The sequence below is a fragment of the Thioalkalivibrio sp. genome (assembly GCF_007692535.1).
GTDB lineage: Bacteria > Pseudomonadota > Gammaproteobacteria > Ectothiorhodospirales > Ectothiorhodospiraceae > Thioalkalivibrio.
Genome location: NZ_REBW01000041.1, coordinates 1 through 4,325 on the forward strand (window position 1 = coordinate 1; position 4,325 = coordinate 4,325).

4 protein-coding genes are annotated in these 4,325 nt (G+C 68.6%); all 4 read right to left on the reverse strand.

Features of this window, described 5'->3' with window-relative positions:
* Nucleotides 1-235 precede the first annotated feature (235 nt).
* The 4 genes from EA346_RS00680 to thiD all read right to left on the reverse strand — a co-directional run bounded on the left by EA346_RS00680 (nucleotide 236) and on the right by thiD (nucleotide 4,296).
* Nucleotides 236-1,057, reverse strand: coding sequence for a sulfite exporter TauE/SafE family protein (locus EA346_RS00680; RefSeq protein ID WP_296754352.1), 822 nt, complete (start codon nucleotides 1,055-1,057; stop codon nucleotides 236-238).
* A gap of 151 nt (nucleotides 1,058-1,208) precedes the next feature.
* Nucleotides 1,209-2,486, reverse strand: coding sequence for a glutamate-1-semialdehyde 2,1-aminomutase (gene hemL, locus EA346_RS00685; protein ID WP_296754354.1), 1,278 nt, complete (start codon nucleotides 2,484-2,486; stop codon nucleotides 1,209-1,211).
* A 366-nt stretch (nucleotides 2,487-2,852) separates the two neighbouring features.
* A complete protein-coding gene (thiE, locus tag EA346_RS00690; RefSeq protein ID WP_296754356.1) occupies nucleotides 2,853-3,479 on the reverse strand; it encodes a thiamine phosphate synthase in 627 nt (208 codons plus the stop codon).
* Nucleotides 3,480-3,489: 10 nt separating this feature from the next.
* Nucleotides 3,490-4,296 (reverse strand): bifunctional hydroxymethylpyrimidine kinase/phosphomethylpyrimidine kinase, encoded by an 807-nt coding sequence (gene thiD, locus EA346_RS00695; protein WP_296754359.1) that lies wholly within the window; start codon nucleotides 4,294-4,296, stop codon nucleotides 3,490-3,492.
* Between the last annotated feature and the right edge of the window lie 29 nt (nucleotides 4,297-4,325).

Here is a 4,325-nt window from a genome sequence, read left to right on the forward strand (position 1 = left end):
ATGATCCAGCGCGCGCTGGCCCCGGGCCATGAAGGTTAACGTGAAAGTCACGGCCCCGTTCGGTAGTTCGGTAGGTCGGGTTAGCGCAGCGTAACCCGACGTGCCGGGGTGCCGGGGACGGCGCTGCATTTTCGGCCTTGGGTGGGTACCAGACCCGTCGGGTTACGCCCTTTGGGCTAACCCGACCTACCGTTTGCGGCTTTTCATCATCGGGGGTGGCGCAGGGCCATCACCGTTAACGCAGCAGCATGTAGACGCCGGCGAGCAGCAACACGCCGGCGAATGCGCGGCGCAGCGCCAGGACCGGCAAATGATGGGCCAGCCAGACGCCGGCGCGAACGCTGACGGCGGCCCCGACGGCGATGCCAGCGATGGCCGGCAGGTACAGGTAGCCGATGCTCCAGGCAGGCGCCACCCGGTCGGTATCGAGCAGGGCGGGGAGCGCGTAGACCAGGCTGCCGGCGATCGCGATCGGTATCCCCAGGGCCGCCGCCGATCCGATCGCGCGGCGGATGTCCAGGCCCTGGGTGAGCAGGAACGGCGTGGTCAGCGTACCGCCGGCGATGCCGATCAGTGCGGAAACGGCGCCGATCCCGGTCCCGGCGGCGAACCAGACCGGCCTGCCTGCCTCCGGGCGCGTCGGGGGCCGGACGCTCCATAGCAGCCACAGCGCAATCGTGATCTCGAAGATGCCGAAGATCCTTCCCAGCGCGCGCCCGTCGATCTGGATCGCCAGCCAGGCACCGAGCATTGCACCGATCAGGATGGGCGGTAGCAGCCGACGGACCGAGGCGCCGTCCACGCTTCCGCGCAGGAAGTGTCCCCGGGCCGAGAGCATCGCCGTGGGGATGATGGCGCCCAACGAGGTCCCGATCGCCATCTGCACCAGGAACTCGCTGTCGAAACCCATCAGGGCGAACAGCCAGACCAACACAGGCACCAGGACCAGCCCCCCGCCGATACCGAACATGCCGGCCGGGATCCCGGTGACGAGTCCGAGCAGCAGGAACAGGACGAGCAGTCCCAGCGGTCCGTTGTCGATCAGGAGGCTTTCCATTCCGGTCTCCCGCCGCTCCGGCGTCCGGGTGCCCGCGGTTCCACAGGTTTGCCCCGAACGGTCGATGTGCCCCATTCCGTGCGAATGGTCAGCCCGAGCCTGTCGAAGGCGGGTCCCGTGCCCGGGGCAGTGCCCATCGCGGTGCCCCGACCTAGAGGCGTTTCAGCACGTTGCGGGCGGTGGCGATGGTCTCGTCGATGTCGCCATCGCTGTGGGCGCTGGAGATGAAGCCGGCCTCGAACGCGCTTGGAGCGAGGTAGATGCCGGCATCGAGCATGCCGTGGAAGAAGCGCTTGAAGGCCGCGAGGTCGCACCGGGTGGCCTGCGCATAGTCCGTGACGGTCTCGCCGGTGAAGAACAGACCGAACATGCCAGGGACCTGGTTCGCGGTCATCGGGACATCCGCCTCGCGCGCGGCCTCGAGCATTCCCGCCACGAGGCGCTGCGTCTTCGCCTCGAGTTCGTCGTGGAAGCCGGGCCGACTCAGGATTTCCAGCGTTTTCAGGCCGGCGGTCATCGCGATCGGGTTGCCGGAGAGCGTGCCCGCCTGGTAGACGGGGCCGACCGGGGCCAGGTGCTCCATGATCGCCCGGCGTCCGCCGAAGGCGCCGACCGGCATGCCGCCGCCGATGATCTTGCCCAGGGTCGTCATGTCCGGGGCGACGCCGTAGAGGGCCTGCGCGCAGCCGGCCGCGACCCGGAATCCGGTCATCACCTCGTCGAAGATCAGCACCGCGCCGGATTCGTCGCAGACCTCGCGCAGGGTCTCGAGGAAGCCCGGTTGCGGCGGAATGCAGTTCATGTTGCCGGCGATGGGCTCGACGATCACGCAGGCGACCTCGGCTCCGTGTTCGGCGAACCAGGCGCGCACGCCTTCGGAGTCGTTGTAGTTCAGTGTCGTGGTCAGTTCCGCAAGCGCCACCGGAACGCCGGGCGAACTCGGCTGACCCAGGGTCAATGCACCCGACCCGGCCTTGACCAGCAGGGCATCGCCGTGACCATGGTAGTTGCCCTCGAATTTCACGATGCGATCACGGCCGGTGTAGCCGCGCGCCAGCCGGACCGCGCTCATGGTCGCCTCGGTACCCGAGCTGGTCATGCGCACCATGTCCATCGACGGCACCAGTTCGCAGACGCGTTCGGCCATCGTGACCTCCAGGCTGGTCGGGCAACCGAAAGACAGCCCGCTCAGGCAGGCCTCGCGCACCGCCTCGATCACCTCCGGGTGGGCGTGCCCAGCGACCATCGGGCCCCAGGAGCCGATGTAGTCGATGTAGCGCTTGCCGTCGGCATCGAAGATGTAGGCACCCTCTGCGCGTTCCATGAACACGGGGGTACCGCCGACGCCCTTGAAGGCACGCACCGGGGAATTGACCCCGCCGGGGATGTGGACCTGGGCGGCGGCGAAGAGGCGTTCGGATTCCTGCATGGCGTTGTCCTGTCTGGAAGCGGAGAGGTGTCGGCAAAGGCCGGAGTGTAGTGCGCCCGCGCAGATGAATCATCCCCGCCTGGCAGCCCGCGGGGCCAGTGGGTGCGATTCGCTGCGCTGGTTGACATCCTGCAAGGGCTTCAGGACGTGTGGGGATGGCATGTCCGGCAGGCCCTGATGATCACGAAAGGGCCCCGCTGGTCGGATTCGTATTCTTGCAAGGAGATCGAATGTTGGAGGCTCGCACCTGGCCGCTGGGTTTTCCGGCGCCGGATCGGCGAGGGGGCTCGCCTCCTGCGGGGTGCGTTGGCCCCCACAAAACGGCCTGCGCAGCTTGCGCGATCATCAGGTCGCCGAAAGCGGGTGTCAGCTTCGCGCTGCGCCGAACAGCGCCTGCAGCGCGCGGGCGGCGGCTTCGGGGTCGGGCGCTGCGGAGATGCCCTGGATGACGGCGATCATGTCGGCGCCTGCGGCGACGACCGGCGCTGCATTCTCCGCGGTGATGCCGCCGATCGCGCAAATGGGCACATTGAGTTCGCGTCGGGCCGCGCGCAGCAGGTCCAGATCCGCGCGCCGGGCCTGCGGCTTGGTCGCCGACGGGTATACGGATCCGAAGGCCACGTAGTCGGCACCGGCTGCGGCGGCGGCATGGGCATGCTGCAGGTTGTTGTAACAGGAGGCGCCGATGATCCGGTCTGCGCCGAGCCGCGCCCGGGCTGCTTCGATGGCGGCATCCGCCTCGCCCAGATGGACTCCGTCAGCGCCGATGGCCTGGCAGAGTTCGACGTCGTCGTTCACCAGGCACAACGCACCGGCACGCCGGCATAGGGCGAGGATCGCGTCGGCCTCGCGTCGGCGGGCGTCGGTGTCGTCGGTCTTGTCCCGGTACTGGACGATCCGAGCACCGCCCCCTAGGGCGGCCAGGACCAGCTCCAGCCGCCCCGCCGCATTGCCCGGGGTGACGAAGTAGAGTCCCCGCAGGCGTGGGTTCATGGGCGCGGGTTCATTTCTGCGGACAGAGGCGGTTTGGCACATGCTGTCCCTGGCCCGGGGCGTAACCTGCGGCGATGGCCTCGATCATGAACCCCTGAGCCTCGATGACCGCCGGCTCCAGGTCCCGGCCGCGGGCGAGAAAGGCCGTGATCGCGGCGGCCAGGGTGCAGCCGGAGCCGTGATAACTGAAGGGCAGGCGGGGCATCTCGAAACCGCGTACGTGCCCGTCCTCCCGGTGCAGCGTGTTCACGATCGGCGGCAGTGGCTTCATCCGGGCCTCGGCCTCGGTCAGCGCATGGCCACCCGTGATCAGTACGTTGCGGGCGCCCAGTTCGCGCAGAGTTTCGCCCCAGCGCCGGGAATCGTCGTGGCGGCTGAGGCGTGCCGCCTCCGGCGTGTTCGGGGTGACCACGATGGCCAGGGGCAGCAGCCGCTCGCGGGTCAGGTCCACCACAGCCTCGGTCGCGAGTTCCCCGCCGCCGCCCGCGACCATCACCGGATCGAGGACCACCGGGATATGGGGATGTGCCGCGAGGATGCGGGCCACAGCCGCGACGTTCTCGGCCGAGCCCAGCATGCCGATCTTGATCGCCGCCACCGGAAGATCGGCCAGGGTGACCTCGATCTGTTCCACGATCCTGTGGGTCGGCAGTACGTCGAAGTCGAGGACGTCGCGGGTATCCTGCACCGTGATCGCCGTGACGGCGGTGGCGCCGTGCACACCGAGGCGGGTGAAGGTGGTCAGGTCGGCTTGGAGCCCTGCGCCGCCGCCCGGGTCGGAGCCGGCAATGGTCAGGGCGATGCGAGGGCGGTTCATTTTGGGTTTTCCTCTTCGGCTCGTTGCTT

What these genes read in the sequence shown, in the direction of transcription:
- EA346_RS00680 (WP_296754352.1), bottom strand. Translation starts at nt 1,057, where the DNA reads ATGGAAAGCCTCCTGATCGACAACGGACCGCTGGGACTGCTCGTCCTG.
- hemL (WP_296754354.1), bottom strand. Translation starts at nt 2,486, where the DNA reads ATGCAGGAATCCGAACGCCTCTTCGCCGCCGCCCAGGTCCACATCCCC.
- thiE (WP_296754356.1), bottom strand. Translation starts at nt 3,479, where the DNA reads ATGAACCCACGCCTGCGGGGACTCTACTTCGTCACCCCGGGCAATGCG.
- thiD (WP_296754359.1), bottom strand. Translation starts at nt 4,296, where the DNA reads ATGAACCGCCCTCGCATCGCCCTGACCATTGCCGGCTCCGACCCGGGC.